Source organism: Rhodococcus sp. G6(2025) (assembly GCF_058628105.1).
This window is the reverse complement of record NZ_CP179750.1, coordinates 4,599,498-4,623,731: the sequence shown is the minus strand read 5'-3', so window position 1 is coordinate 4,623,731 and position 24,234 is coordinate 4,599,498. Positions and strand designations below refer to the sequence as shown.

The following is a 24,234-nucleotide window of genomic DNA, read 5'->3' as shown; positions in this document are numbered from 1 at the left end:
GAGTCTGATTAGCAACGGCTGACGAACCATCGGCAGATCGAACAGGCTAATGATCTGCAGGCGATGACTATTTGCAGCATGGACGCTGTAGGACAGGTGAAGTGTCAGCTGACCTGACATGACGCGTACGAAGCAGGCTGGAGACCCGATGACATCGACCACCGAAAGCAACACGTTCAAGGCGCTGCAGGTGACCCGCCCGCGGGACCAGGTGGAGGGCCAGCTGCGCGAGGCGATCCTGGACGGGCGCTTCACACAGGGTGAGAAGCTTCCGCCCGAGACCGAGCTGGCTCAGCAGTTCGGTGTCAGCCGCCCCACGGTTCGAGAAGCACTCGGAGCGCTGGTGAGCGCGGGGCTGATCCGCAAGATTCCGGGCGTTGCTGGTGGCAGCTTCGTGAATACGGTGACGCCGGACTCTCTCAGCCGGATGCTCAGCGAGTCGATGGATACCATCGTTCGCATCGGCGCGCTGAACATCGACGAGATCACCGAGGTCCGCCGCGTTCTCGAGATCCCCGCTACGGAGTGGGCGGCCCGCAACCGAAGCGAAGCCGACATCGCCACGATGAAGGACGTCATCGAGCAGCAGAAGAACATCGCCATCGATGATCCAGAGATCCCGGACCTCGACCTGCGTTTCCACACTGCGATCGGCTACGCATCAGGCAATCGCCTGTTGGCCGCGTTCATCGCTTCCGTGCACGACGCAACGCACCCGGCCCAGTTCCTTGACGTCACACCAGATGTCGCACAGAAGACGGTGCGACAGCACATCGCGATCGAGGCGGCGATCGAGGCAGGCGACGCCGAGAAGGCCGGAGCTGCCATGCGTGAGCACCTCGACTTCGTGCTCCGCTATTCGCTTACATAATTACCCTTTATTTGTCAGACAATACTGGTATTGTTACCCGAGGAAAATCACATCCTTTACTAACAGGCTCCGCGTATTGCCGGTCCGCCGCCGTACGCGCGTCCTGCGCTTGGAGGCACCCATGGACAGCACCCGACCGACTTCACCGCCAGTTGAACGGCCCCGGCGTGTTCTCGTGACCGGAGCGGCAGGGTTCGTCGGCTCTCACGTGGTAGAGCTCCTGGCTACCGATCCTCGCGCAGAAGTTGTCGCCACCGACGCGGGCGGCGAATCCCGACTGAACGAGCTTGGCGAACTCGATGGGGTGTCGGCACATTTGGCAGACCTGCGAGATCTCTCAGCGATCGCCTCCCTCGTCGCCGACGCCGACGTCGTCGTCCATCTGGCCGCGGTCCGCACCCAGGCGTCGGCCGAGCGGCCGCGCGATGCCCACGACGTCAACGTCGGGGTGACGTATGACCTGCTCGCCGCCGCGCGCGATGCCGACACCAAGCGGGTCGTCCTGGGTTCCTCGCACACCGTCTACGGATCCTTCCAGGACCCGCATCGCGAGCCGTTCGCCGAAGATCACGCCTGGTCCTGTTCCGGAATCAACATGTACGCGGCAACGAAGTTGGCCGGCGAGGCCTACCTCGAAGCGTTCGCATCCGCTGGCGGGCCCGACTACGTAGCTCTCCGGTTGGGGACCATTTACGGCCCGCGCAGCAGTCCGGGCTCGAACGCGACCCTCATGACCGACCTCATCACGGCCATCCGCGCGGGCACCACACCGACGATCCCGTGGGCATCGACGGCACAACACGGCCTGATCCATGTCGACGATGTCGCCGAAGCGATCCGGTGTGCGGTGTTCTCCGACGCGACGCGCATGCCGATCAACGTGTCGGGGCTGCCGCGCACGTCGAAGGAGATCTACGGAACTTTGGCCGACATGCTCGGGGCCGACCCCAACAGCATCGTCTTCGACGAGAACAGGACCAGGTATCAGCTGGTCAGCCAGGCACGCCTGAAACAGGTTCTGGACTTCACGCCGGCGGTGGCACTCGAGGACGGACTGCGCAGCGTCATCGACTGGTTCGACGCACAAAGCTAGAGTTTTGGGCGTTGCCCGGATATCGCCGAGATATCCTCCAAGGCAACGCGATCTAAGATTTGCCTCGCGCCAATAAGGCTTGCCAACCGGACGTCACTAGTGCCAGCGACCGGGCACCTGTTCTGAATTTGCCGACACACCACCCTGTGGCAGCGTGTCGAGCAGGACGCCTTGCCCGTGGACATGGTCGAGCTTCAGGAACGTCCAGACCACTCGCAACGCTGTGTCGTAGTCGGCCATACGGTCAGATCTCGTACGCAAGTCGGTCTTGGCGCCTGCTTGTACGGCGCGCTCGGAGGAGTCCACTGGTGCAGGCCAAATGAAGGAGAAAAGCGCCCGTCATGCGATCCAAAATTGCCAGTCCGCGCACCAGGCCTGTCTCGATGCGTCGCCTGGCCATCGCTAGCTGTATCGGGACCACGATCGAGCTCGCCGACTTCGGGCTGTTTGCACTTGCCGCCGTATTGGTGTTCCCTCATATCTTCTTTCCGGCGTTGGGGGATGCGGCTGGATTAACGGCCTCACTGGCCACTTTCGGTGTCGCGTTCGTGGCCCGCCCTTTCGGGAGTATCTTGTTCGGCCATTTCGGCGACCGCATGGGACGTAAAGGCACGCTAGTCACAACCCTGACCCTTATGGGTGTCTCCACCGTGTTGGTCGGTTTCATACCGCCTGCCTCCCAGATTGGTGTGGTTGCACCCATAATCCTTGTGACGCTGCGGTTTATTCAGGGACTTGCCGTCGGCGGGGAGTGGGCGGGTGCCGTCCTCACGACCGCCGAGTATGCGCCTGCGGGCCGACGCGGATTTTGGTCCATGTTCGCATCACTCGGCGGGGGGTTCGGTGCGATCCTCAGCAGCGCGCTGGTGGTCGGCGGAAGCCTCGGCATGAGCGACGAAGATTACCTGAGCTGGGGATGGCGAGTCCCCTTCATCGCCAGCATCATCCTGGTCGGGGTCGGGCTCTGGGCCCGGCTGAATATCGACGAGACGCCAGTCTTCAAGGCCGAAGTCGAGCGCCGCGGAGCACCGAAAGCCCCCTTCGTGCAGGCGTTCAAGGCTCAGCCACGCGAGATCATCTTGGCCTCCGGCACCATGCTGATGATCTACTCGTCCTATTACTTCGGCGTCACGTTCCTGACAAACTACGGTGGGACGCACCTAGGCATCGCTCGAACGCCGACGCTTCTCATGGCGTTGGCCGCGACTGTGTTTTACACCATCGGCATCTTCCTGGGTGGTCTCACCGCCGACCGATACGGGCGCCGCCTGACCATGGCCGCCGCCGCGACGGCAGCCGTGATCTTTCCGCTGATAATGTTCCCCGTGCTCAACTCGGGCGGATTTGCCGGCCTCGCCGTCGCCATGTGCATCACGATGTTCATCACCGGCACGGCGACAGGTCCGCTGGGCGCGTTCCTCTCTGAACTGTTCCGCACCCAATACCGCTACAGCGCCGCCGGTTTCAGCTACAACTTCTCCGGCATCGCTGGCGGCGCCATCCCGCCGCTGTTCGCCGCCTCCATCACCCAAGCTTTCGGCGCCTACATGTACGGGGTACTGGTGTCCCTGCTCAGCCTTCTGAGCCTAGCGTGCGTGCTATTGCTCAAAGACAACGCTGGACGCGACCTCACGTCGGAGGTCGGCGACGCCCGATCACGGCGATCCGACGTTCGCACCGAATCGTCTGAGCGAACCCGGACCACGACTTAGGTAGGCACATATCGAGATCCGAGACTGAGATCTTCAAGATACGAAAGGAAACACGATGCAAGGACTGGTATTCACCGGTCACAAGGAAGTCGAGCTACGAGAGTTCACCAAACCGACACCCGGCCCCGGCGAAGTCGTCATTGCGGTGAAGGCCTCCGGCCTCTGCGGAAGTGACCTACATCAGTATCGCGCGAGTGATCCATCCGGATGCATAGTCGGTCATGAGCCGTGCGGAACAATCGACTCCACCGGTCCGGGCGTCGACCCGCGTGTCGCTGCTGTCGGAGACCGCGTCACAATCCATCACTATGCGGGATGCACCGTATGTGACCAGTGCCGGGCCGGTTGGTTCCAACTCTGCCGACGCACCACCATCCGCTATGGCGCGGATGCCAACGGCTCACACGCACAATATATGCTCGCTCCGGCAGTGACGGTCGTCAAGATTGACGACTCCCTGTCCTACGAAGCGGGTGCCGCCATTGGATGCGGGACGGGGACCGCGTGGGGAGCAATACAGCGGCTGGGAAACATAGGCGGCAACTCACTGATCGTGTTCGGACAGGGGCCTGTCGGGTTGTCGGCGACGATGCTTGCCACAGCGATGGGAGCACGCGTAATCGCCATCGACGTCGAGGCGACACGATTGGAACGAGCGATCGCGTTCGGAGCGTCCGCCACCGTTGATGCGTCCACAACGGACCCGCATGACGCGATCATGGAACTGACAAATGGGCGTGGAGCATCCCATGTGCTTGAAACGTCGGGCGCCGCTCGAGCAGGAGCGAGTGCGCTCGCCTCGCTCGAGCCATGGGGAAGAGTGTGTTTCCTCGGTCTGGGCGGCGCGCCGGTCGAGCTCAATGTCCGCTCGTTGATGCGAACCCAGGCAACAATCATGACGTCCTGGACGCTGTCGATCGTTGAGCTGGCCAGGTGCCTGGAGTTCATTACCGAGCGAGATCTGCCAGTTTCAGACCTCTTCAGTCACCGCTGGCGCCTCGACCAGGCAGAGGAAGCTTACGCCGAATTCGACAAACAGAATGCTGGCAAAGGTGTTTTCCTTTTCGGTTGAGGCCCGAAGCGAGCGCCGGGAACGTCTGGTGATCTCTCGCCTGTGCGCCTGACGTTCCCACGGTGCCGTTGCGGAAGCCGCGGTTCGGTTGACGTTTGCCGCACCGCGGACCCCAATTGAGTACCAGGTGTGCGCGGATTCTGGCTGAGCACGCTCCGGCACCCCGTCGACCCCGCCGTAGCCGCGCTCGGCGTAGGGGAGTAGTCGGCCCGTGCAGTCAACTGTCGAGTAGATGCTGCACCAGCTTGCCGTATCGGCGCACCACTTCGTCGCTGCGCTGTGAGCAGGCGTCGGCACCAAAGATTCTCAGCATGGTAGCGAAACCGACGAGGGCGCTCACTGCGAGTTCGGCGCGCAGTCGTGCGTCGACGTCCCCGCCGAGCCGCTCGGTGAGCGGGTCGACGTAACCGCTGGTGAAATGTTGTATCACCGACTGGTGGTCCGGCGCGGTGAGTCGGAGCATGATTGCCCGTGTCATGGGTTCGACCGTGTCGGCATAGAATCGGTCGAATATATCGCGCACAAGCGCCTGGCCGAGGTCGGAACTGGGACAGGCAGGAAGTGGTAGCGGTTCCACCGTAGCCACTTCGAGAAACAATTCCTGTTTATTACCAACGCATTTCATCACCATGGCGGGGGACAACTCCGCGAGTGCCGCGATGTCGCGAATGGTGACCTGGCTGTAACCGCGTTCGGAAAAAAGCGCGGCGGCCGCCGCGAGAGCGGCGTCTCTCGCCCGGCTCATTGCACCACCGCCTCGTCGACACGCGCGGTCGTTGCGGCCAGCTCAGTTGGTTCGTTCAGTTCGAGATCGAGGACAAGCGATCCTCCCCAGACGGTGACCGCACGCGCCACGGTCGAAATGTGGGTGAATGCAGTAAGTATGTACCTCCCGTTCGGGGGAAGAGGCATCTCGTAGGAACCGACCGGCCCCGTTTTCGCGGTAGCGACGGCCTCGCCGCTCTGCCGGGTCAGCACGACGACAGCGCCTGCGAGGGGGCCGCGCGGATCGGTCACCGTGCCGGTGATGGTCAATCGCTCGTTCAGGATGATTGTGCCCATGTTGGCTTCTGCGACGAGGTCTGCGAGTCGGGAGTCGGGAGTCCAGCCCTCTGCGGCGGTAACTACGAGGTAGCGCCCGGATCCGGGAATGGCGACCGAGAAGTCGCCCGCTGAGTCCACCTGGCTCCAGTCGACCTGATCTCCGGATTGGGTGAGAACAGTGACGACGGCGCGACGGATGGGTCGTTCGGATTTGCTGAGCACGCGGCCGCGTGCCACTGCGGCGCGAATGCGACCCGGTTGTTCGGGTGACTCTTCTTGAGCTTCACGCAAACCGAGTATGGACAGCGCGATCAGCCCTGCCGTAAGCGAGGCCGCGGCGGCAAGCCAGAACACCAGCAGGAGGGCTCCGAAGCTCGGGAAGACGTCATCTGCGACACGTTGAACGCTCATCGTGGTGACCGCCGCCATCACGGCGCTGGCGGTCGACGTACCGATGTACCGGAGCAGGGTGTTCAGGCCGTTCGCCGATGCGGATTCCGTCACCGGCACAGCGCGCATGATCAGCGTGGGCAACGCGGCGTAGGTCATGGATGTCCCTGCTCCTACCAGCACCGCACCTGTCACGATCTGCCAGACGCTATCGCTCAGGTAGACCCGGGCGACGTAGGAACCGGCCATGATCATTGCCCCGGCAAGCAGAGTCATCTGGGGACCGTATCTGCGGATCAGTACCGCCGATACCGGAGCCGTCACTCCGAAGATCAACCCGATCGGGGCCATCCAGAGTCCGGTGCTCAGAACGTCGAAGCCGAGGCCGTAGCCGGAGCTCACCGGCAGCTGTAGGAGCTGTGGGGTTACCAGCATGTTCGCGAACATTGCAAAACCCAGCAACAACGAGGCGAGGTTGACAAGGAAAACAGGCGGTCGCGCCGCGACACGGACATTGACCAGCGGGTTGCGTACTCGGAGCTCCATGGGTACCCAAACGATGAGCAACAGCACCCCGGCGGCCGCCAGAGCGATAGTGAGACGCGAGGTCCATCCCCAGTGCGCTCCCTTGGAAACCGCAAGCATCACGGCCGTCAGAGCAACCGTCCCAACTATCGCCCCGCGGTAGTCGAAGGATCCGCCGGTCTGTACCGGAGACTCGTCGATCACTCGCCAGACTGCCGCGAGAACGACCATTCCAACGACGCCGGTCACCCAGAAGATGGCATGCCAGTCCAGATGCGCCGCGATCAACCCGGACAGGGGCAGGCCGGCACCCGAACCGATGGCCAGGCTCGCGCTCATCAACGCCACGCCGAGCGGCACACGCTCTCGCGGCAGCTCATCACGCATGATTGCGATACCCACCGGTACCAGCGACAGTCCGACGCCTTGCATGGCCCTGGCCGTAATCACGAGCGCGAGATCGGTGCTCAGCGCACCGAGTGCCGAGCCGAGCACCATTGCCGCGAGCGCGACCATCATCATCCGCTTCTTCCCGAACATGTCGGCGAGGCGGGTGACGGTCGGTATCGAGATAGCACCGAACAAAAGGGTCGCGGTGACAAGCCACGAAACATTGTCGGCGGTGGTGCCGAGCAACTCCGGAAGGTCGGGAAGCAGCGGAAGGACGAGGGTCTGCTGAAGGGAGACCACGGTGCCGGTCAGGGCAAGCGTCGCAACCACTATCCAGCTACGTGACGACGACTCGGACGCGGAGATGTCGAAGGGCGGACTCACGGAACTCCTCGTAGCAATGGTGAACATGTGTTTACTCATCGAGTAAACCACTGTTCACCAGCTGACGTCGAAACGAGGACGGGTGTGTCCGGACGGAGGGGCGTGGCTGTTGGGTAGAGTGCGGCAGACATCCGGCGAAGCCGTGCCCTCCCAGTCGATTCGTCTGTTGTGGTTGATTTGAGAGGCATTTGGCCGCCTGTGCTAGCCCGACGCGTCGCGCTGGGCTTGCCTGACGTGTGACCGAGGGGAGGGGTCGCCTGGTCGTTCACGGGAGGGCTTCCACGGTGACGTCGCGTCCTTCGAGGTATTGGTGGTCGTCGAGGCTGGCTGCGTAGCTGCCGAGTACGACGGAGTCGGCGGCGTGGGTGCTGGGGTCGGTGGTGTACCAGAATCCGACGTTGCCCCAGGGGATGTAGTACAGGAAGTCGCCCTGGTTCAGGATTGAGCCTTCGGTTTCCTCGTGGTCGAGTTCGCGGGGCAGGTAGCTGATCTTCTCGTTGCCAGCGAAGTCCTCGAACTCGAGCGTCAGCGGGAGCATCGACAGGAAGTCCTGGGCAGCCGGATTGTCTGCCATGGTGACGTGGATCGACGTGTCACCGGCGGTGAAGCGGACGGTCGTGCCTACTGCGTCATGCGAGGCCGTCGTGTCGAGCATGCGGGGTGGCAATGGCGAAGTCGGTGCAGTCGATGGTGAAGGAGCCCCTGTGTCATCGTCGGTCGTGTTGGTGCTGCAGGCGGCAAGCAGCAGTGGCAAGGTCGCGGCGAATGTGAATACGAATGCTAAGGCGAGGGGCTTTGATCGCACGGAAGAGTTCCTTTCACACGGGTCGATGGTGGACGCGATTTGTCCTGCTCAGGCTTGTGGAGCGGGGCGCGGGGTGACTTCGACGGTGGCGGCCTGGGGGCCGGAAGCGACCATGGGTGGCAGGTAACTGCTGGCTGCGTACTTGGTTCGGTACGCGGCGTCGATCCGATCCTTCAGTCCTGGGTCGGCAGAGTGGAATGCGACGTCGTAGGTTGCGCCAGCGGTGGTGATCTGCCCGGCCCGCTGGGCGATGGCGGCCTGGTACCAGCGGGAGCGGGTGCCGTTCCAGGCTCGGACGAACAGGCGCCCGTCGACCACGACGGACCAGATCCAGGTCGGGGTGCCGGGCGTGATGCCATCTGCGCGGAAGGGTGCGATGTGCAGGTCGTCGGCGTCGACGATCCGCTCAATGTGTGGGGTCGGCCAACGTTTCATGTGTCGTCCTTTCGTCGGAGGGTTCGTGGACGGGGAATTCGAGGATGATGCGATCGCGCACCCCGCCGGCGTCCAGAAGCCGATGCGCTTCCGGTGCTTCGGCGGCGGGCAACACCGTCCCGACCCTCATGGTCAGGACGCCCTCATTGACTAGGTCGCGCAGGTGAGTGATTGCGGGATGGTCGGTCGCGCGTTGCCGCACGTTCAGACCGTGCACCTGGATCCCGCGTCCTGGATCCCCGTGGTAGTGGCGGAAGGTGGCCAGTTGCCCGCCGTCGCGGATCGCACCGACAATGTCGTCGCCGAGTAGCGCGGCATCGGCGACCGCATCCACCCCGCCCGGGACAAGCGCGACGACCTCGCGCGCGGCGTCCGGTCCGCGGTGAACGATCTGGTCGGCGCCGAACGAGCGGACCAGGTCGTCGTCCCCAGAGCCTGCGATGGTGATGACCCGGAGGCCTGCGTGGTGGGCGAGCTGGGCGAGGTATCCGCCGACCGAGCCGGCCGCGCCGGTGACCAGTAGCGTCGCCCCTGTAGGAAGGTGGAGGGCCTCGAGCGCGTTGAGCGCAGTCATCGAGTTGTTGATGAAGCTCGCCGCCTCCGGTGCGGACGCCCCCTCTGGGATGCGGGTGACCGACGCGGCGGGCAGGACGACGTAGTCGCTGTAACCGCCGTGTGCGCCGAGATTGTTCACGAATCCGACGACCTTCTGCCCGGCCTCGACCGCCAGAGCCGGGTCGATGTCGTCGCCGACCTCGTCGACGACGCCGGCGACCTCCATGCCTGGCACGAACGGCGGGTGCAGCCCAGCATTCATCTCGGCCAACAGTCCGGTGCGGAGCATCGTGTCGACCGGCGCGACAGCGGCGGCGTGGACCTGGACGCGCACCTGCCCGGGGCCGGGATGCGGGTCCGGGAGATCGACCGGATGGAGGACGTCGGGTCCGCCGTAGGTCTCGAGTGCGATGGCTTTCATTGTGATTCGCTTTCGTTCGAGCAGAGAGCGTCGCTTCCCGCCCGTGCCGAGGACGGGAAGCGACAATTCGGCCGTGGAAGAGACTCAGGGTTGGAGGAGGACCTTGATGGCGCGGCGCTCGTCCATGGCCTTGTACCCTTCGGCGACCTCGCTCAGCGGGAGGGTGAGATCGAAGACCTTGCCCGGGTCGATCTCGCGTCGCCAGATCCGGTCGATCAGGTCTGGCAGGAACCGGCGCACGGGGGCGGGACCGCCGTGCAGGTGGATCTCGGCGTAGAACAGTTCTTCGCCGGGCAGGTTCACGCCGTGTGAGACGCCGACGAAACCGAGATGCCCACCGGGACGGGTCGACCGGATGGCCTGCATCATCGCTTCCTGTGTCCCGACCGCTTCGATCACGGAGTGTGCGCCGAGTCCGCCGGTGAGTGCCTTGATTTTCGCGACACCGTCGTCGCCGCGTTCGGTGACGATGTCGGTGGCTCCGAACTCCAGGGCCAGCCGTTGGCGGGGCTCGTGGCGGGACATGGCGATGATCCGGTCGGCGCCGAGTTGCTTGGCGGCGAGAACGGCGAGCAAGCCCACCGCGCCGTCACCGACAACAGCCACAGTCTTACCGGGGCCGGCCTCGGCGGCGACGGCGCCGTACCAGCCGGTGCCGAGCACGTCGGAGGCGGCCAGCAACGACGGGACCAGGTCCGGATCGGGGATGCCGGGGGTGGCGACGAGGGTTCCGTCGGCGAGGGGGACCCGCAGCAGGTGTGCCTGCGCACCACCGGCGCCGGCGAACTCGACGTGCTCGCAGCGGGATTGGTAACCGGCCTGACAGATCTCGCAGGTGTTGTCGGAGGCGAAGAACGATCCGACGACGAAGTCACCGACCTTGACGTTGTTGACGTCGTTGCCGATCTGTTCGACGACGCCGACGTATTCGTGGCCCATCGGGGTGGGTTGGTCGACGGGGTTGATGCCGCGGTAGTCCCACAGGTCCGACCCGCACACGCAGGATGCGGCCAGGCGGATGATCGCGTCGGTCGGGGCGAGGATCTGCGGGTCCTCGCGCTGTTCATAGCGGACGTCGCCGGGGGCGTGGATGACGGCTCCGTACATGCGGTTCAGTTCTCCTCGGTGGTGAAGGCGTTCTTGGCGACGGTCATCGCGGACATGGCCTTGGGCCAGCCGGTGTAGAACGCAAGGTGGGTGATGGTCTCGATGAGTTCCTGTTCGGTCACGCCGTTGTCGCGGGCGAACGGGAGGTGGAAGTTCAGCTGGTCGATGTTGCCCATCGCGAGCAGGGCCGACACGGTGGCCAGGCTGCGGTCGCGCTTGGACAGATCGGGCCGTTCCCACACCTCGTCGAACAGGATCTTGTCGGTGTAGTGGACGAGTCCGGGGGCGAAGTCACCGAACGCGTTCTGTCCACCGGTCCAGCCAGTACCTGTGTTCTCAGCCATGCTTGTTTCCTCTCGTCCGGCATCTGGGGATGCCTCGTCGGTTGTTCAGTTCGTTTCCTGCTGCGACTCCTCGCATGCACCGCCTTCGAATTCATGCCGTTGTGCTGCGTCGCGATCGGTGAGCAATGCACCGAGGCCGCGCTCGGCGGGGACGCGACAGACGCCATCGACCACAAAAGATGCTCCACGCCATGAAAGGTCGGGCGAAGTGTTCTTTCGGTGCCATCGTCACCGTCGCGGAATCTCGGCAAGTTCTATGACACCTTCAGAACGGGCCCGGAGGGAGTCTCTGATGAGGGGTGTACCAGCAGGGCATCCCCTGCGTGGCTGCATCGGCATAACGTTTGGGGCGTGGACAACAGGAGTGAAGCACGAGAGTTCCTCATGTCCCGGCGCGCGAACCTCACCCCCGAGCAGGCAGGTCTGACCGTCTCCGGGCAGCGGCGTGTGGCGGGACTGAGACGCAGTGAAGTCGCGATGCTCGCCGATGTGAGCATCGAGTACTACGCCAAGATCGAGCGCGGGAACCTTGCCGGGGTCTCCGATGCCGTCCTCGAAGCGGTCGCGCGAGCGCTGCAACTGGACGACGCCGAACGTGAGCACCTCTTCGACTTGGCCCGCGTCGCGGGCGGCGCCGCCCAACCTGTGCGCAGGCGCAATCCGAAAAGGTGGGTAGCCCGGGAGAGCCTCACGCGGGCACTGGATGTGATCACTCACGGGCCCGCGTTCGTACGCAATGGCCGAATGGACATCCTTGCCACCAACGCGCTGGGTCGCGCGTTCTACGATCGCGTCTTCGACGGGCCGGGGCAGGGCAATCTCGCGCGGTTCTGCTTCCTCGACGAGCGCGCCAAGGAGTTCTACCCCGACTGGGAAGCCGCCTCCGACATCACCGTGTCGATCCTACGAACCGAGGCTGGCCGCGACCCCCGCGACAAGCAACTGCACGATCTCATCGGGGAGCTCTCCACACGCAGTGACGCGTTCCGCACCCGGTGGGGAGCACACAACGTACGCCGCCACGGCTCGGGGACCAAAAACTTCCAACATCACGTTGTCGGCGAGTTGACCTTGTCCTACGAGGGCATGGAGCTGACCGCCGAACCCGGACTCTCGTTCCTCATCTACACCGCCGAGCCCGGTTCAGCGAGCCAGGAACGGCTCAGTCTCCTGGCGAGCTGGGCCGCCACCGCACATCATCACGAAGACACCGACCTGCAGAAGACTCAGGCCGCTGCGCCGAAAGAGACGAATCTATGAAACAGCTTTCCCAGAACCCGACAGGTAAGAACCCTCCGGGCAGTTCACTGGCGACATGTGGGTCGACCCGATCGCTGCCCCGCAGGAGCCGGGCCGGCGGATGGTCGTCGCCTGTGTCTGGTTCGCGCCCAGTGCCCGCACCGCCTGGCACTCCCACGAGAACGGCGACGACCCGGCCACGACGACGACCTGGCTCGAACACGTTGCCGACACCGACTACACCCGCGCACACAACATGACAGTGGAGGTCTGACCATGCACACCAGAACCCTCGGCCAAGGCCTCGAAGTCTCCGCGATCGGACTCGGCGCGATGGGCATGTCCCAGAGCTACGGACCCAACCCCGGCAACCGGGACGACATGATCGCTGTCCTGCGCTCCGCGGTCGAGCACGGCGTCACGTTCTTCGACACCGCGGAGGTATACGGACCGTACGTCAACGAGGAGCTCGTCGGCGAAGCCCTCGAACCCATCCGCGACCAGGTCGTGATCGCCACCAAGTTCGGCTGGGACATCCAGAACAATCAAAGCGTGGGCCTGAACAGCAGGCCCGAGCAGATCCGCCGCGTCGCCGATGAATCCCTCACCCGATTGCGCACCGATGCGATCGACCTGTTCTACCAGCACCGCGTCGATCCGGACGTGCCGATCGAGGATGTCGCCGGCACCGTGGGCGAACTGATCGCCGAGGGCAAGGTGCGCCACTTCGGCCTCTCCGAGGCCTCCGCCGCCACCATCCGCCGCGCACATGCCGTCCAGCCCGTCACCGCACTCCAGAGCGAATACTCGCTGTGGACACGCGACCCGGAGGCCGAGGTGCTCCGGACCCTGGCGGAGCTGGGCATCGGCTTTGTTCCGTTCAGCCCGCTCGGCAAGGGATTCCTCACCGGCACGGTCGACACCCGCACGACCTTCGCCGAGGGGGACGTGCGCGCGAGCATTCCGCGTTTCAGTGAAAAGAACCGGGCAGCGAATCAGGCTCTCGTCGATCACGTCGCACAGCTTGCAACGGCAAAGGACGCCACCGCGGGCCAGATCGCTCTGGCCTGGCTCCTGGCGCAGCAGCCCTGGATCGTGCCGATTCCCGGAACGCGCCGGACCACGCGCATCCAGGAGAACGCGGGCGCCACCGGAGTACCGCTGTCGGCCGACGAAATCGCCGATCTCGACACCCTCGCCCGCCGGGTCGGCGTGCACGGCGACCGATACAACGAGTTTCACCTCGGCCTCGTCGGCCGCTGACCCAGGCATCCCGATCGCCTGACTATCCGAGGATGCCGATCTGCGTCCCCGACCTATCTGCAGTCACGTGGCGGTGACAGCCACCGCGAAGGAGCAACCGACATGGAGTATGGACCACTGGGATCGACCGGATTAACGATCAGCCGGATCGTGCTCGGCTGCATGAGCTACGGCGATCCCACGATTCCGGGCGGACAGCCATGATCGTTGAACGAGGACGCCGCCGAACCGCTCCTGCGGCAGGCGCTGGATTTTGGGGATCACGTTCTGGGACCCGCGAACGTTTACGGGCATGGCACCTCGGAGGAGATCGTCGGGCGCGCAATGCGGAAGCTCGCCTCGCGGGAGCAGATCGTGCTTGCCTCGAAGCTGTTCTTCCCGATGCATGACGGCCCCGGCGGGCGAGGACTGTCCCGCAAGGCCATCATGGAGCAGATCGACGGAACCCTCACCCGCCTCGGCACCGATTACGTCGACCTGTGCCAGCTCCACCGGTTCGACCCCGACGCTCCGGTCGAGGAGAGGCCCTGCACGACGTCGTCAGAGCCGGGAATGCCCGCTACCTCGGCGCGTCCTCGATGTGGGCGCGGCAGTTCTCCAAGATGCAGTACACCGCCCGCCTGCACGGCTGGACCGAGTTCGTGTCCATGCAGAACCAGTACAGCCTGCTCCAGCGGGAGGAGGAGCGTGAGATGTTCGGGCTGCTTGCCGATCAGGGCGTCGGATCGATCCCGTGGAGCCCGCTGGCCAAAGGCCGGCTGACCCGCCCGTTCGGGCAGGCGGGCACGACCCGATCCGCAGACGATGCCGCCGCCGAGCGCTTCTTCGCCGGTCACGGCGACCGCGACAAGCCCATCATCGACGCCGTCGAGAAGGTCGCCCACGAACGGGGCGTGCCCATGGCCCAAGTCGCCCTCGCCTGGGTCATGCGCAACCCGCAGGTGGCCGCGCCAATCGTGGGCGCGACCAAGCCACATCACCACGTCGACGCAGCCGCAGCGGTAGACCTGACCTTGACCGACGACGAGATCGAGCAGCTCGAAGCCGGCTACACACCGAGGCAGCCCACCGGCTACGCGACCCCGTCCGGCGGATAACCATCCCGGGCCGGCCGGGGCGCGGACCATACCGCTCCATCCGGTCCGTTGCACCGAACCAACCCGCACAGAGAGGAGAACACCAACTCAGGTGATACGCGCATCTGGGCCGCTCCGGCCTGCTCGTCAGCCGCACCGGCTTGGGCACCATGAACTTCGGCGACGCCACCGACAAGCCGGCCAGCTTCGAGATCATGGCCACCGCGATCGACAACGACATCAACTTCCTCGACTCGGCCGACGTCTGCGGTGGCCCCCGGTACCCGGACACGGAGAAGGGGTGCGGCACCTCTGAGGAGATCATCGGCGAATGGCTGGCCAAGAGCGGCCGCCGTGACGAGATCGTCCTGGCCACGAAGGTGTATCAGCCGATGGGGCTCGGACCGAACGACCGGCGCCTGTCCGCATATCACATCAAGCGGGCGTGCGAGGCCGCTGCCGACCGACAACATCGACCGGGCCAACCCCGTTCGAGGAGACCTGGCAGGCCATGGAGCAACTGGTCCAGGAGGGCAAGATCACGTATGTCAGCTCCAGCAACTACGCCGGCTGGGGCATCGCCACCACGCAGCTCACCGGCGAGTCCCGGCACTTCCTCGGTTGCAGGGCGAATTGCGGCCACTGTTGCGGCATCGGGAGGTCGAAGTCGACTATGTCGACCCGCCGGCCGTCCGCTTCCTGGTGAGGTGGCGCATGCGGCACGCGCGACGGTCCGCGCCATCGTGCTGGCATTCGGCGCACAACCGGTGCTGCCCCGGCTACGGATCGCGTGGGACTGCGACGGTGACAACGTCCTGATCGAGGTCCGCGACCAGGGGCTCGGCGCCATCGACCGCAACGCGCTGACTCGGCAACTGTCCGGACGCCTGCACACGTTGCGCGGCCGGATCGACATCTAATCCATCGCCGGGTGGGGGAGTCGCGTGACGCTGACCATCCCGTTGGATCCGCGCGCCGCCCGCCCCGACGAGCACCTGCTGTCCACCCTGAACCCCCGCGAGCTCGAAGTCCTCGCGCACCTCGCGGTCGGCAAACGCAATCGCGCCATCGCCGAGGAACTCGGGATCAGCCAGAGCACGATCAAGTTTCACGTCGCGAGCGTGCTCAAGAAACTCGAGGGCGCCAACCGTGGAGAGGCCGGAGCAATCGGAATACGAGCCGGTATTGCATCCGGCAAAGCGCATTCCTCGCCCGGCACCGGCTAGAGAGCCGAACCTCGATCCCGGTAGGGGCTTCTGCCACGGACCGGGCCGGCGGACGGTTGTCACATGCTGTCGAAGATGTGTTGTTCGGGAACTCCTGCGTTCTGCGCTGCGGTGACGGCGTCGAGGAGGTCGTCGGTGAGCTGTTCGAAGGTGGCCGATCGGACCCGTTCGGGCGGTCGGTCGCTCGGGTGGGTGGTCAGGAAGCTGTGCAGCATGACGCAGGTGTCGCGTACGTGCTCGAGAGCCCGGCGTTGGTCGTCGTTCATCGACGGTCCGGCGGCCGGCCGGCGTTCGGCGTCTGGGTTTCGTGCGGCGCCCTGGACGGGCAGGCATGGTCGACCGCCCTCAGCAGATCGTGCGTGAGTCGTTTGTAGGTGGTGAGCCAACGGTGGTCGACGGGTTCGTCGCGCAGATACGCCGTCAGGACGGCGGTGTTCTCGCCGGTATCCAACCATCGGCGTAGGTCGGTGGTGCGATCCTGGACGTGCTGTAACAATGTGTGTGGCGAAACAGGCATCGAGTCTCCTCTGGTGCGGACTTCCCTTCGGCGAGAATGAAATTGGCGTCGCTGTGTGTTTTCCGAGGTCATTGTTACCCATACCGGTGATCGGTGCCAGGTGTTTCCCCGGTCTACACCGTTGGCAGGCCACCGTGGAGACCCGCTTCGATGCCTGTGATTCTCGGTGCCGGGTGCGCTGCGCAGACCCTGCCTGCGGGCGCCCCGCGGCCGACATCGGAAAACCGGGTCAACCCGGTTCCGCCGCGGTGGTCCCGGGCGGACAATCGAGGGGTACGTCACGGCCACGACCGAGAAGGAGTGGAGCGGTGAACCGAACCGAGCTCCCACAGACACTGCGGCGATCGTCGAAGGAGGTACAGGCGGCCTTCGCGGCTGCCCACGAGATGGCCGTCCGGCGGTACGGCGAGGGCGAGGAGGCCCAACGAGCGGCGTACGGGGAGCTCAAACAGAGTTACGAGCTCGCAACCGACCACTGGGTGCCCAAACAGGACTGATTTTCCACAAGGGCCTGATGGCGACGACGCCTGCATGTGCGTGGCGTCGGATTGGCGGTGCCGGAATGGTCGCCATCGCGGTCAGCGGAAAGAGTGCGACACGAGACGACGTCATTCGACCGGAAATGCCCCCCGTTCCGGTGCCGGCCTAGGACAATTCCCAGGATGAGCACCCCCGACGACTGGAACGCGAATATCATTGCCGAATTCCGGGCAAACCAGGGCCGAGTGGGTGGCCCGTTCGAGGGCGCCCCGGTGGTGCTGGTTCACCACCGGGGCCGAAAGACTGGGCGCGATCGGGTGAGCCCGATGATGTATCTACCCGATGAGCAAGGTCCGGACACGATTTACGTTTTCGCTTCCAAGGCCGGTGCCCCGACCAATCCCGACTGGTACTACAACCTCGTCAGTGCAGGGGAGGCAGAGGTCGAACGCGGCACCGAGCAGTACCCGGTGACTGTCGTCGAGGTGACCGGTGACGAACGGGATCGGATCTACACCGAGCAGGCGCGCCGGTATCCCGGCTTTGCCGAATATGCGGAGAAGACGGCGGGCATCCGGACGATCCCCGTGCTGGCGCTGCGACGCGCGTGACCTCCGTCAGGACCGGGGCCGTTGCCGTCGAGCGCGGTCAGTCGGGGCGTGGTTCGTCGAGCAGCCGTTCGAGGTAGTTCAGGTCCTGGCGAATCATCGCGATCGCTCGCGCGGGACCTTCCGGGCTCGCCGACTGCGGGTCCTGGTGGACCAACGAGCGTACCGCCATGTCCGCGAGTTGAGTGGCGATGACTCGGTCGTCGTCTGCGTTTCCCGGCTGATGCCACCAGGCGATCCAGTTCAGCATGCCGATGACGGCCAGAGCTGCGGTTCGCGGGTCGACCGGTCGCATCTCACCGGTGCGGATACCGTCTTCGACGACGTGGATGAATTCCTTGAGCACGTGTCGACGGCTCTGCTCGTAGTTGCGTGAGATGTCTTCGGGTAATTCGGCTTCCGAACGGATGATCAACCGGAATCGATCCGGAGCCTGCGCCTGATGCAGTGCGATGGCGGTGGCCATCTCGCGGAGCTTTTCTGTCGGACCCAGATCGGTGCGCTCGTTGATGGTGTGTAGCAGCGCGGCCGGTGTCTCGGTGCTCTCGCTGACCAGGCGGGAGAGGAGCTCGTCCTTGTTGGCCACGTAGTGATAGAGGGCCGGCCGTGTCAGGCCGGTTGCGTCGGCGATGTCCTGCAGCGTGGTGCTCGCGAATCCTCGTTCGGCAAACAGTCGAGTGGCTTGCTCGATGATCTGCTTTTCCACCAGCTCACGGCGAGGGTTGCTGCGGATGCCCGCGGTTTCGGTCGCAGCCTGATCGGTGGAACGGGATTTGCCCCGGCCTCGGGGTCGGCGCTCGTTCGGGGCCTCCTCGCTTGTCATGTCCGAAGGATAACGGGCGCCGGTCGCTGGTCGGGTACTCATGTCGAGACCCGCAACCCGGAAAGCGCCGGATCAGCGTCCGACGTCGCGGGATCACTGAAGAACGCGAGGTGCATCCGTACGCTGGCCAAACCTGCTGCGACATCTGCGCGGCAGGAACCGGGGGCCTCGACGACGACGAGTGCGTCTGTGCGGTGACCGAGGCGTTCGGCGAAGTCGAGCCTGCCGAGCAGCGATGAGCGGGTGGTTGGGCCGGTGAGCCAGAGAGTTCGCGCGGTTGGTGCGGTCTCGATGAGTGCGGTGGCCTCCGGACCCCAGGCGGACTCGAAGTCGATATCGAGCACTGTGGTGGTGGCGGCGTCGCGCAGGTCCGCCGGTGCGATCCGGTGCTCGAATCGGCGGTCGCCGTGGGCGAGTGGTTGCCCGATCGTCCAGTCCGTGATGTCGGTGTCGGGGATCGCGTCGGGAGGCACGTCCGCGTAGTTCGCCAGGCCCTTCCGCACGAGCGTGGGGGCGGTGTCGTGGAATCGGCTGAGACTGACCTTTCCGGCGCGGGTCATGTAGGCGATCAGCAGCTGTTCGACGGGTAGGTTCATCCGCTGCGGGAAGGACTCCCACCAGAGTTCGCTGCGGTGCGCGATGTGCTGGAGGTATTCGACGGCGGGGCGGCGGGTTCGTTCGTAGTGCGCGAGCGCGTCCTCGATGTTCGGGGAGGCGGTGAGTGCCTGGTCGAGGGCGATGGCGTCCTCCATGGCCAGCTTGGTGCCCGAGCCGATGGAGTAGTGCGCGGTGTGGGCCGCGTCGCCGAGGAGTACGACGTTGCCGCTGTGCCAATGCCCACACGAGACGGTCCGGAAGCGCATCCAGCGGGTGCGGTTACCGATCAGCCGGTGGTGCTGCAGAGTGTCGGCGAACGCTGCCTGCAGGTAGTGCAGTGAGGTTTCGTCACTGTCGAGTGGTGCTGTCTGCTCGGTGGATACGTCGAATCCTGCTCGCCGCCAAGTGTCCTCGTCGGTTTCGATGAGGAAGGTGCTGCGATCCGGCGCGTAGGGGTAGGCGTGCGCGACGAACGTGCCGTGCTCGGTGGTGACCGGTGTGAATATGGCGCTCGGGAGAGCGAAATCGGTTCCGCACCAGAGGTACAGCCCGGTGCCGGTGTCGATGTGTGGATCGAAGCGGTCTGCGAGCTCTGTGCGCGTTCCGCTGTTGATGCCGTCGGCCGCGATGATCAGGTCCGCGTCGAGGTCGCCGATGTCCCGGCGTTCGCCGAAGTGCAGGCGGACACCGGCCTGTCGGGCTTGCTGTTGCAGCACTTCGAGCAGGGAGGTACGCGCGATCGCGAGGAGGTCGCCGCTCTGCAGCCGGGCGATGTGCTCGCCGACCTGCATCGACATGTCGTGCGGGTGTGCAGCGGCAACGATGGCCTCCAGCGATGCCGAATCGGCCTCGCGAAGATTGCGCTGTGTGCGGGAGGCGAGGCCGACGCCGAATCCGAATGTCTTGTCCGGGGCGCTCTGTTCGTACACGGTCACCTCGGCGTCCGGATGGCTGAGCTTGAGCAGTCTTGCGGCATAGAGACCGCCGGGTCCACCTCCGAGAACTGCGACTCGCGCGAGATTCATGGCAAAACTCCAGTCTATGTGACGTTTAAGTCAAGTATTCGACGTTTATGTCGAACAGTCAATGTGACGTGTGCGGTCGATGTCATCTGGAAGGTGGTCGTCTTCGGGGGAATGTCCGTGTGGACATGCCCCGAAGGTGTTGATCCAGAACGGAACACGTGGTTCTAGACGACCGCGCCGCGTGCATCGGCTTCGGCGAGCACTTTCGCGGCTATCTCGGCACGCAGCCGCTTCTTGTCGATCTTGTTCACATTGGTGTGCGGCAAGGATGTCACCCATTCGAGCCGTTCGGGCCACTTGAACTTGGCGACGCCGAGCCGGGCCAGATGCTCTTGAACGGCCTTCATCGACAACGGCTCTTCGTCGGTGGCCACCAGATATGCGCAGGTTTTCTCCCCGAGTCGGGGATCGGGCATGGCGACTACCGCCGCATTGGCGACGCGAGGATGCTCGAGCAGCAGTAATTCGAGTTCCTCCGCGTTGATCTTCTCCCCGCCCCTGTTGATGAGGTCCTTGATTCGGCCCTCGATCGACAGGTACCGCTCGCCGTCGATGACGGTGATCGCGGCGAGGTCACCGGTGCGGTAGAAGCCGTCGGAGGTGAAGGCATCCCGGTTGTGCTCCGGGGCATCGAAGTAGCCGGGGATCGTGTATGGGCCGCGGCAGCACAGTTCTCCGACGCCGCCGTCGGGGAGATCTATCTCGGTACCCGGCTCGAGGATACGAATTTCGTCGTCGGACGCGATCGGGGTTCCCACGGTCGTCAGGCGAGCGTGGGTGGGGGAGTCGATCGGGGTCACCGTCAGCAGCCCTTCGGACATGCCGAACAGCTGGCCGGCCCAATGCCCCGCACCGTCGTCGACTCGTTCGAACAGTTCGGGTGGAACCTTGGCACCCGACAGTACGACCCGTCCGAGAGACGCGCGGGCCTTGTCGAAGTCCGGGGTCAGAACTGCCTGGTAGTGGCCGTGCCCGATGAGGACTTCGGTCGCCTCCGACCGTGCCATCAACTCGAACGCCGCGGGAGCGTCAGCGGTGGCCAGTACCAGGCAGGCGCCGACGGAGTGCGCCGCGTGCAGCCCACACGAGATTCCGGCGTTGTGAATGATCGGTATCAGGTGTGCCACGCGACTGTGTTCGTCCCAGCCGAGTCGTTGTGCGTAGAGCAGGGCGTTGTTCCAGTATTCGGCATGGATGCGCGGAATCACCTTGGGCACACCGGTGGTACCGCCGGACAGCTGGAACGCGACGACGTCGAGTGGGTCGATCTGCGCTTCTATCTGTTCGACCACGGCACGGGCTGCGGCGGGATCGGTCTCGCGACCGATGTCTTCCAGTCGGGTCACGCCTGGCTGATCGTTGCCCGCCTCGTCGCCGACGCTGATGATGTGCCGGATACTGGGATGCCCGGCGGCGTGTTCGCGTGCGAACTCGACGAGATCGAATCCCGCGGTGCGGGCCTCGACGATATGCCCCACGGCGCCGACCTTGCGGCTGACGTGCCCGATCTCGTGCATGCGGTGCGCGGCCAAAGTCGCGACGGGAACCAGGCCGGCCTTGAGGCAGCCGTACCAGGCAAGGACGGTCTCCAGGCGATTGGTCAGCTGGAAGATGACCGGATCGAGTCGGTCGAGCCCGAGCCGGATCAGTCCGGCCGCGATCTGGTCGGTCCGACGGTCCAGTTCGGCGAAGCTCATCGAACCCTCCGCACTGATCACCGCCGTTCGATCCGGGAACCGGGTGGCGATCCGGTGCAGTCGCCGCCCGGTGGGATCGGCGCTCCACATCCCGCTTTCGCGGTAGTGCCCGGCCCGGTCGGCGGGGAACGTGACGAGGCGTCCGCCCCAATCCGAGAAGGTCACCGCAGTCCTCCTGCATCCAGTGTCATCACGGGGTTCGCCGACATTATCGCTCCGCTACCGCGGGGAGGAGGCGGGCGATGTCCAGGGCGTGATCGGGGTGATCGGCGGGGACGATGCCGGAGTAGACAGCGGTCCAGCAACCGGGGCAGCACAGCTGCCGGAAGACGACGGGGGCGTCGACGTACTCGCGCGGATCGGAGGTCACCTGTGGTCCGGCGGTCGAGGAGGGACCTTCGAACCGGGCGAGGTCCAGCGCAGCATTGGTCTTGTCGTCTCCGAGGAGGCGTCCGCACTGGGCGCAGGCGATCGCGCGGGTGTCCCCGATCGTGACCTCCGCCAGGTTGTCGTCGAGTCTGCGAGCCCCGGCCAGATCGAGCACGGGGGCATCGGACCGAGTAGTCCCGGAGCGGTCTCGACGCTCCGTGCGCATCTCGTCCCGCCGATCCGAGGTCCGGATCTCATCGGCATCTCCGCCGGAGAGGATGACTCCATAGACGGTTTCGGCACCGTTTTCGGTGACCTTGCCTTCACGGAAGTCGGCTGCCACGGCGGCCGGGTCGCGCAGCAACGGATCACCGTAGCCGCCGCCGCCCTGCCAGTGCATGTACAGCACCTCACCGGGTGCCACGTAGCTCTCGGCGTAGCAGGCTCCGAGTTCGCGGCCGCCGCCGAGATCGTCCAGGGCGTCGGGGATGCGGCCGGCCGCGAACTGTTCGACGATGTCGGTGCCGCGGGCGAGGACCTCCACGCCGGTATTGCCGGGGTATCCGCCTGCGAGACCGTTGTTCTGGGCGACGGCCTTGCCCGCCGACGCCAGTACCAGGCCCATCGGCAGGCTGGTGCCGTAGGGGGTGATGGCGATGGAGGCACTGACACCACCGCGCTGGCGTCCGGGTCCGCCGGAGTCGGGTTCCTCGCGGCGCCACAGGGTGAGCAGCGGGTAGAGGAATTCGGTCATTTCGGTGTCCGGGATGCGGCCCATCGGGATGCAGAAGAGGCCACCGGTGTCCATGCCGTCGGCGGTGGGGCGGGCCCCGTAGCCGCCGGCCATCGGCTCCATCATGATGTTGAGGAACGGCACCGACTGTTCGGGGCGTTCGTCGAGACCGGCGATCACGGCGGTGTCCCAGGTGCCGCAGCACGCGGCCTGCACGCTCGTGCCGAGATCGACCGACCGGTCGAGCATCTGCGACAGGCATTCGGCGATCAGGGTGCCGGTGAGCCACGCGGGTCCGATCGGTCCGCGGCTGACCGCGGCGGGGAAGGTGGCGTTGTTGATCGTGCCCTCTTCGGAGACCAGGTCGAAGCAGCGCATCAGTCCGCCCGCGGACCAGGGATGTCCCCGGCGAGGATCGGAAGCAGGGCGAGCATGACTCCGCCGCGCATGCCCGCGTAAGTGCAGTTGATGACGCCGGTCTGCGGGTCGGTGCCGGTGAAGTCGAAGGTGAGGTGGTCGGCGGTCTTGGTCATGGCCACGGTGATCTTGTGGATCCCGCGGTCGCCGGTGTGTGACTGATCCTGATAGCCGGTGGCCTTCCAGGTTCCGTCGGGCAGCGAGGTGAGCTTGCCGCGCAGACGTCCCTCGGCGTCGGCCATCATCCGCTTCATCACGGCCTTGACGGTGTCGGCGCCATACTGCTCGATCACCGCGAGCAGTCGGTTGCGCCCCACGGTGTTGGCGCCGATCTTCGCGCGGAGATCGAGTCCGACGAGCATGGGCACCCGCGAGCGCCGCACCCAGGCGTCGGAGACGTCGCGTTGCAATTCGTAGTCGCGGACCACCTTGATCGGGGGTGTCGGCAGCGACTCGGAGAACACGTCCTGGGCAGAGGGGTCGAACGAGCCGAGCCCGGACCCGCCGAGATCGGGTTCGTGGCAGATGGCGCTGGTCCAGGCGAAGAGCTTGCCCTCGTGGAAGATTGGTTGATAGACGATCACATCGCTCTGGTGCAGTCCGCCGCCGACCCACGGATCGTTGCACAGGAACATGTCGCCCTCGGTGATGCCCGGGTTGGTCGCGCGGTGCTGGAGGGTCCAGTAGATGGCGAGGTCGACCGCCCCGACGAGCATGGTGTTGTACAGGCCTACCTGCACTTCCTGCCCGATTTCGTCGCTGATCGCGAAGTCGAAGTCGTTGGCGTCGGTGACGATGGGGGAGCCGGACATGCGTTTGAGTGCTTCGCCCATTTCGTCGGTGACCGACCACAGCCGGTGCCGGATGACCTCGTAGGTCAGTGGGTCGAGGTTGTCGATGTGCTCCTGGCTGACGGTGTGGACTGCCAGCGTCGGGGGCAGCGATCGCGCCAGTGCGTCGGGGTCGATCGGTCGGCTCGAGAAGATTTCGGAGCCGGGGATTTGCATGGTCATCTT

At 65.1% G+C, this 24,234-nt stretch carries 22 protein-coding genes and 4 pseudogenes; 12 read left to right on the top strand and 14 right to left on the bottom strand.

The features are described from left to right. The first annotated feature begins 211 nt into the window (after positions 1–211). Both ACLIVD_RS21165 and ACLIVD_RS21160 read left to right on the top strand, forming a co-directional pair. Entirely contained in the window at positions 212–871 is a 660-nt protein-coding gene (locus ACLIVD_RS21165; RefSeq protein ID WP_283351983.1) for a FadR/GntR family transcriptional regulator, read from the top strand. A gap of 175 nt (positions 872–1,046) precedes the next feature. Beyond that, positions 1,047–1,964 carry an NAD-dependent epimerase/dehydratase family protein gene (locus ACLIVD_RS21160; RefSeq protein WP_283335370.1) on the top strand — a complete coding sequence of 306 codons (918 nt, stop codon included), beginning with the start codon at positions 1,047–1,049 and terminating at the stop codon, positions 1,962–1,964. A 96-nt stretch (positions 1,965–2,060) separates the two neighbouring features. Here ACLIVD_RS21160 and ACLIVD_RS21155 read toward each other — a convergent pair whose 3' ends face one another. Further along, positions 2,061–2,204 (bottom strand): hypothetical protein, encoded by a 144-nt coding sequence (locus tag ACLIVD_RS21155; RefSeq protein WP_283335371.1) that lies wholly within the window; start codon positions 2,202–2,204, stop codon positions 2,061–2,063. Positions 2,205–2,305: 101 nt separating this feature from the next. On the opposite strand from ACLIVD_RS21155, the gene ACLIVD_RS21150 reads away from it, so the two are divergent. After that, positions 2,306–3,676: an MFS transporter gene (locus tag ACLIVD_RS21150; RefSeq protein ID WP_491930594.1), complete on the top strand. Its 1,371-nt coding sequence runs from the start codon at positions 2,306–2,308 to the stop codon at positions 3,674–3,676. A gap of 55 nt (positions 3,677–3,731) precedes the next feature. Next, the gene (locus tag ACLIVD_RS21145) at positions 3,732–4,748 is read left to right on the top strand and encodes a zinc-binding dehydrogenase (protein ID WP_283351985.1); all 1,017 of its coding nucleotides are present in this window, start codon (positions 3,732–3,734) and stop codon (positions 4,746–4,748) included. 217 nt (positions 4,749–4,965) lie between these two features. Here ACLIVD_RS21145 and ACLIVD_RS21140 read toward each other — a convergent pair whose 3' ends face one another. The 7 genes from ACLIVD_RS21140 to ACLIVD_RS21110 form a co-directional block, all read right to left on the bottom strand. Next, positions 4,966–5,493 carry a TetR/AcrR family transcriptional regulator gene (locus tag ACLIVD_RS21140; protein ID WP_005242204.1) on the bottom strand — a complete coding sequence of 176 codons (528 nt, stop codon included), beginning with the start codon at positions 5,491–5,493 and terminating at the stop codon, positions 4,966–4,968. Beyond that, entirely contained in the window at positions 5,490–7,508 is a 2,019-nt protein-coding gene (locus ACLIVD_RS21135; protein ID WP_283351987.1) for an MFS transporter, read from the bottom strand. Before ACLIVD_RS21135 ends, ACLIVD_RS21140 begins: the two co-directional genes overlap by 4 nt. A gap of 238 nt (positions 7,509–7,746) precedes the next feature. Beyond that, entirely contained in the window at positions 7,747–8,136 is a 390-nt protein-coding gene (locus ACLIVD_RS21130) for a cyclophilin-like fold protein (RefSeq protein ID WP_491930593.1), read from the bottom strand. Between the two features lie 198 nt (positions 8,137–8,334). Then, on the bottom strand, positions 8,335–8,721 hold the full coding sequence (locus tag ACLIVD_RS21125) for a DUF2255 family protein (RefSeq protein WP_182624918.1): 387 nt from the start codon (positions 8,719–8,721) through the stop codon (positions 8,335–8,337). Then, positions 8,693–9,697 carry a quinone oxidoreductase family protein gene (locus ACLIVD_RS21120; protein WP_491930592.1) on the bottom strand — a complete coding sequence of 335 codons (1,005 nt, stop codon included), beginning with the start codon at positions 9,695–9,697 and terminating at the stop codon, positions 8,693–8,695. Before ACLIVD_RS21120 ends, ACLIVD_RS21125 begins: the two co-directional genes overlap by 29 nt. A gap of 84 nt (positions 9,698–9,781) precedes the next feature. Further along, positions 9,782–10,804, bottom strand: a complete 1,023-nt coding sequence (locus ACLIVD_RS21115) for a zinc-dependent alcohol dehydrogenase family protein (protein WP_005242199.1) — start codon at positions 10,802–10,804, stop codon at positions 9,782–9,784. A gap of 5 nt (positions 10,805–10,809) precedes the next feature. Then, entirely contained in the window at positions 10,810–11,148 is a 339-nt protein-coding gene (locus ACLIVD_RS21110) for a carboxymuconolactone decarboxylase family protein (RefSeq protein ID WP_061697793.1), read from the bottom strand. A 351-nt stretch (positions 11,149–11,499) separates the two neighbouring features. Between ACLIVD_RS21110 and ACLIVD_RS21105 the strand changes: the two genes are divergently transcribed. The 6 genes and pseudogenes from ACLIVD_RS21105 to ACLIVD_RS21080 form a co-directional block, all read left to right on the top strand. Continuing rightward, on the top strand, positions 11,500–12,408 hold the full coding sequence (locus ACLIVD_RS21105; protein ID WP_491930591.1) for a helix-turn-helix transcriptional regulator: 909 nt from the start codon (positions 11,500–11,502) through the stop codon (positions 12,406–12,408). A 55-nt stretch (positions 12,409–12,463) separates the two neighbouring features. Further along, positions 12,464–12,661, top strand: coding sequence for a cupin domain-containing protein (locus ACLIVD_RS21100; RefSeq protein WP_283351992.1), 198 nt, complete (start codon positions 12,464–12,466; stop codon positions 12,659–12,661). A 2-nt stretch (positions 12,662–12,663) separates the two neighbouring features. Beyond that, positions 12,664–13,650, top strand: coding sequence for an aldo/keto reductase (locus tag ACLIVD_RS21095; RefSeq protein WP_491930590.1), 987 nt, complete (start codon positions 12,664–12,666; stop codon positions 13,648–13,650). Between the two features lie 207 nt (positions 13,651–13,857). Beyond that, positions 13,858–14,747: pseudogene (locus ACLIVD_RS21090) on the top strand (aldo/keto reductase). 149 nt (positions 14,748–14,896) lie between these two features. Next, positions 14,897–15,130: pseudogene (locus ACLIVD_RS21085) on the top strand (aldo/keto reductase); the annotation flags it as partial. A gap of 205 nt (positions 15,131–15,335) precedes the next feature. Further along, a pseudogene (locus tag ACLIVD_RS21080) lies at positions 15,336–15,952 on the top strand (helix-turn-helix transcriptional regulator); the annotation flags it as partial. 59 nt (positions 15,953–16,011) lie between these two features. On the opposite strand, the gene ACLIVD_RS21075 reads toward ACLIVD_RS21080, so the two are convergent. Further along, positions 16,012–16,218: a hypothetical protein gene (locus ACLIVD_RS21075; protein ID WP_477955432.1), complete on the bottom strand. Its 207-nt coding sequence runs from the start codon at positions 16,216–16,218 to the stop codon at positions 16,012–16,014. Next, entirely contained in the window at positions 16,215–16,469 is a 255-nt protein-coding gene (locus ACLIVD_RS21070) for a hypothetical protein (protein WP_242322953.1), read from the bottom strand. Before ACLIVD_RS21070 ends, ACLIVD_RS21075 begins: the two co-directional genes overlap by 4 nt. 308 nt (positions 16,470–16,777) lie before the next feature. Between ACLIVD_RS21070 and ACLIVD_RS21065 the strand changes: the two genes are divergently transcribed. Continuing rightward, a complete protein-coding gene (locus ACLIVD_RS21065; protein WP_009473096.1) occupies positions 16,778–16,966 on the top strand; it encodes a ChaB family protein in 189 nt (62 codons plus the stop codon). A 165-nt stretch (positions 16,967–17,131) separates the two neighbouring features. Next, on the top strand, positions 17,132–17,560 hold the full coding sequence (locus tag ACLIVD_RS21060; protein ID WP_280780293.1) for a nitroreductase family deazaflavin-dependent oxidoreductase: 429 nt from the start codon (positions 17,132–17,134) through the stop codon (positions 17,558–17,560). 37 nt (positions 17,561–17,597) lie between these two features. Here the strand turns inward: ACLIVD_RS21060 and ACLIVD_RS21055 are convergent, their stop codons facing one another. The 4 genes and pseudogenes from ACLIVD_RS21055 to ACLIVD_RS21040 all read right to left on the bottom strand — a co-directional run bounded on the left by ACLIVD_RS21055 (position 17,598) and on the right by ACLIVD_RS21040 (position 24,231). Then, positions 17,598–18,380: a TetR/AcrR family transcriptional regulator gene (locus tag ACLIVD_RS21055; RefSeq protein WP_283351995.1), complete on the bottom strand. Its 783-nt coding sequence runs from the start codon at positions 18,378–18,380 to the stop codon at positions 17,598–17,600. Between the two features lie 38 nt (positions 18,381–18,418). Beyond that, entirely contained in the window at positions 18,419–20,002 is a 1,584-nt protein-coding gene (locus ACLIVD_RS21050) for an FAD-dependent monooxygenase (RefSeq protein WP_491930588.1), read from the bottom strand. Positions 20,003–20,166: 164 nt separating this feature from the next. Then, positions 20,167–21,864 (bottom strand): (2,3-dihydroxybenzoyl)adenylate synthase, encoded by a 1,698-nt coding sequence (locus ACLIVD_RS21045; RefSeq protein WP_280780296.1) that lies wholly within the window; start codon positions 21,862–21,864, stop codon positions 20,167–20,169. Positions 21,865–21,907: 43 nt separating this feature from the next. After that, positions 21,908–24,231 (bottom strand): annotated as a pseudogene (locus ACLIVD_RS21040) (hydantoinase B/oxoprolinase family protein). Positions 24,232–24,234: the final 3 nt, after the last annotated feature.

What these genes read in the sequence shown, in the direction of transcription:
- ACLIVD_RS21155 (WP_283335371.1), bottom strand. Translation starts at nt 2,204, where the DNA reads ATGGCCGACTACGACACAGCGTTGCGAGTGGTCTGGACGTTCCTGAAG.
- ACLIVD_RS21150 (WP_491930594.1), top strand. Translation starts at nt 2,306, where the DNA reads ATGCGATCCAAAATTGCCAGTCCGCGCACCAGGCCTGTCTCGATGCGT.
- ACLIVD_RS21145 (WP_283351985.1), top strand. Translation starts at nt 3,732, where the DNA reads ATGCAAGGACTGGTATTCACCGGTCACAAGGAAGTCGAGCTACGAGAG.
- ACLIVD_RS21140 (WP_005242204.1), bottom strand. Translation starts at nt 5,493, where the DNA reads ATGAGCCGGGCGAGAGACGCCGCTCTCGCGGCGGCCGCCGCGCTTTTT.
- ACLIVD_RS21135 (WP_283351987.1), bottom strand. Translation starts at nt 7,508, where the DNA reads ATGTTCACCATTGCTACGAGGAGTTCCGTGAGTCCGCCCTTCGACATC.
- ACLIVD_RS21130 (WP_491930593.1), bottom strand. Translation starts at nt 8,136, where the DNA reads ATGCTCGACACGACGGCCTCGCATGACGCAGTAGGCACGACCGTCCGC.
- ACLIVD_RS21125 (WP_182624918.1), bottom strand. Translation starts at nt 8,721, where the DNA reads ATGAAACGTTGGCCGACCCCACACATTGAGCGGATCGTCGACGCCGAC.
- ACLIVD_RS21120 (WP_491930592.1), bottom strand. Translation starts at nt 9,697, where the DNA reads ATGAAAGCCATCGCACTCGAGACCTACGGCGGACCCGACGTCCTCCAT.
- ACLIVD_RS21115 (WP_005242199.1), bottom strand. Translation starts at nt 10,804, where the DNA reads ATGTACGGAGCCGTCATCCACGCCCCCGGCGACGTCCGCTATGAACAG.
- ACLIVD_RS21110 (WP_061697793.1), bottom strand. Translation starts at nt 11,148, where the DNA reads ATGGCTGAGAACACAGGTACTGGCTGGACCGGTGGACAGAACGCGTTC.
- ACLIVD_RS21100 (WP_283351992.1), top strand. Translation starts at nt 12,464, where the DNA reads ATGTGGGTCGACCCGATCGCTGCCCCGCAGGAGCCGGGCCGGCGGATG.
- ACLIVD_RS21095 (WP_491930590.1), top strand. Translation starts at nt 12,664, where the DNA reads ATGCACACCAGAACCCTCGGCCAAGGCCTCGAAGTCTCCGCGATCGGA.
- ACLIVD_RS21075 (WP_477955432.1), bottom strand. Translation starts at nt 16,218, where the DNA reads ATGAACGACGACCAACGCCGGGCTCTCGAGCACGTACGCGACACCTGC.
- ACLIVD_RS21070 (WP_242322953.1), bottom strand. Translation starts at nt 16,469, where the DNA reads ATGCCTGTTTCGCCACACACATTGTTACAGCACGTCCAGGATCGCACC.
- ACLIVD_RS21060 (WP_280780293.1), top strand. Translation starts at nt 17,132, where the DNA reads ATGAGCACCCCCGACGACTGGAACGCGAATATCATTGCCGAATTCCGG.
- ACLIVD_RS21055 (WP_283351995.1), bottom strand. Translation starts at nt 18,380, where the DNA reads ATGACAAGCGAGGAGGCCCCGAACGAGCGCCGACCCCGAGGCCGGGGC.
- ACLIVD_RS21050 (WP_491930588.1), bottom strand. Translation starts at nt 20,002, where the DNA reads ATGAATCTCGCGCGAGTCGCAGTTCTCGGAGGTGGACCCGGCGGTCTC.